This is a genomic window from Streptomyces sp. NPDC059456 (genome assembly GCF_042750055.1).
Taxonomy (GTDB): domain Bacteria; phylum Actinomycetota; class Actinomycetes; order Streptomycetales; family Streptomycetaceae; genus Streptomyces.
On sequence record NZ_JBHYVA010000096.1, the window covers coordinates 1 to 2,090 of the forward strand.

A 2,090-nucleotide genomic window follows, 5' to 3' on the forward strand; every position below is an offset into this window, starting at 1 on the left:
AGTACGGGGACGGCGTGGCCGAGCGGGTGCGGGCGCTCGCCCCCGACGGGGTCACCGTCGCCGCGGACTTCGTCGGGGGCGTCCTCGACGTCACCCAGGCGGTCCTGGCCAAGGGCGGCCGCCACGCCTCCATCGCCGACCACACGGTGCTCGGCGCGGGAGGCCAGTGGATGTGGGTGCGCCCGGACACCGAGGCCCTGGCCGAACTGGGCCGGCTCGCGGACGGCGGGCAGCTCACGGTCACCGTCGCCAAGACCTTCCCGCTGTCGGAGCTCGCGGCGGCCTTCGAACTCAGCCGGACCGGGCGCACGGCCGGAAAGATCGTCGTCGAGGTCTGAGCACACCTCAGTCCGCGTCGACGGTCGGCATGTTGTGGAGCCCGACCAACGTGCGCACGGCCGGGGGCAGCCAGTCTCCGGCCCCCCGGTCCTTCCCGCCGCCCAGGTGTTCCAGGATCTGCGCCGGCGTCGGCCGCGCGGCCGGATCGGCGGAGAGGCAGGCCGTCACGACCGCCGACAGGTCCGCGGGCAGCGTCCGCAGTGCGGGCTCCAGCCGGGCTCCCGGAGGGAAGGGCGCGGCCCCGCAGGCGTGGGCCAGCACCATTCCGAAGGCGTACGCGTCGACGGCCGGTGTCAGCGGGGCACCCGTCAGCTGCTCGGGGGCCAGGAAGCCGCGCGTGCCGACCAGGAAGTCCGTGCGGGTCAGGGCGGTGGCGCCCACCGCCCGGGCGATCCCGAAGTCGATGACCCGGGCGCCCGACTCCGCGATGATGACGTTGCCGGGCTTCAGGTCCCGGTGCACGATCCCGCAGGCGTGGATCCCCTCCAGCGCCTCGGCCACCCCCAGCGCCAGGGCGCGCAGTGTCCTGGTGGGCAGCGCGCCGTGCTCGTCCAGAACGCGCTGCAGGGACGGGCCCGGGATGTACTCCGTCACCAGCCAGGGCCGTTCGCCCTCCGAAGACGCGTCCACCACCTGCGCCGTGTGGAAGCCGCCGACCCGCCGCACGGAGTCGATCTCCCGCGCGAACCGCTGCCGGAACCCCGGGTCCGCCGCCAGGTCCGCCCGGACGACCTTGACCGCCACGCGCCGCTCGCCGGGCGAGAGCCCCAGGTAGACCGTCCCCATCCCGCCCTCGCCGAGCCGCGCGGTGAGCCGGTACCGGCCGACCTCCCGGGGGTCGTCCGGCAGCAGCGGATCGTGCCGTACGGGCCGTAAGCGCAGGCCGTCCGGGGCGGCCCGGGCAGTCCTGCGGTGGATCTGCGCCGCCGCCGCCTCGCCCTCCGCACGCAGGACCGCCGCCTGCTTTTCCCCTTCGGCACGCAGGATCTCGGAATGGCGGGCGCCCTCCGCCTGGAGGATCGCCGAGCGCCGGTCGCGGTCGGCGGCCAGCTGCCGTTCCACCGCGGCCCGGACGGCCGCGGGCAGCTCGATGGCCCTGAGCTCGACGCGGTTGACGCGGATGCCCCACCTTCCGGTGGCCTCGTCGAGGACTCCGCGCAGGGCGGCGTTGATCTCCTCGCGGGAGGTCAGGATCCGTTCCAGGTCCATGCCGCCGATGATGTTGCGCAGGGTGGTGACCGTGAGCTGCTCGATGGCCTGGATGTAGCTGGCGACCTCGTACGTCGCGGCGCGGGGATCGGAGACCTGGTAGTAGACGACCGTGTCGATGTCGAGGGTCAGGTTGTCCTGGCCGGTCATCGACTGGGGCGGGAACGGTACGACCTGTTCGCGCAGGTCGATGCGGTTGCGGATCGAGTCGATGAACGGGACGACGACGTTGAGGCCCGCGCGGAGGGTACGGGTGTAGCGGCCCTGGCGTTCGAGGACGGCGACGCTCCCCTGCGGGATCACATGGACCGCCTTGACCATCGCGATGAAGAACACGACCACCACGATGATCAGGACGATGATGATCGGCTGCATGCGGTTCCCCGTGCCCTTCCGGCCTTCTGTGCCGCCCCGTTGAGCCGAGTCTCGCAGAACGCCGCCGCCGCGCCCACCGATTGGGCGAGGTTGCCCCGGACGGGGCGGGGCGGGGCGGGCGGGGGGGGGCCCCCCCGCCCGCCGGGGGGGGGGGGGGGAAAAACCCC

The 2,090-nt window shown here is 73.8% G+C and carries 2 protein-coding genes and 1 pseudogene; 1 reads left to right on the plus strand and 2 read right to left on the minus strand.

The genetic code is table 11. The features are described from left to right. Positions 1–338 (plus strand): zinc-binding dehydrogenase (locus tag ACFXA3_RS11745; RefSeq protein WP_385185353.1); only part of this gene is annotated, 338 nt, incomplete at its 5' end. Between the two features lie 7 nt (positions 339–345). Here ACFXA3_RS11745 and ACFXA3_RS11750 read toward each other — a convergent pair. Next, positions 346–1,257 (minus strand): serine/threonine-protein kinase, encoded by a 912-nt coding sequence (locus ACFXA3_RS11750; RefSeq protein WP_385185390.1) that lies wholly within the window; start codon positions 1,255–1,257, stop codon positions 346–348. 2 nt (positions 1,258–1,259) lie between these two features. Continuing rightward, a pseudogene (locus tag ACFXA3_RS11755) lies at positions 1,260–1,923 on the minus strand (SPFH domain-containing protein); the annotation flags it as partial. Positions 1,924–2,090: the final 167 nt, after the last annotated feature.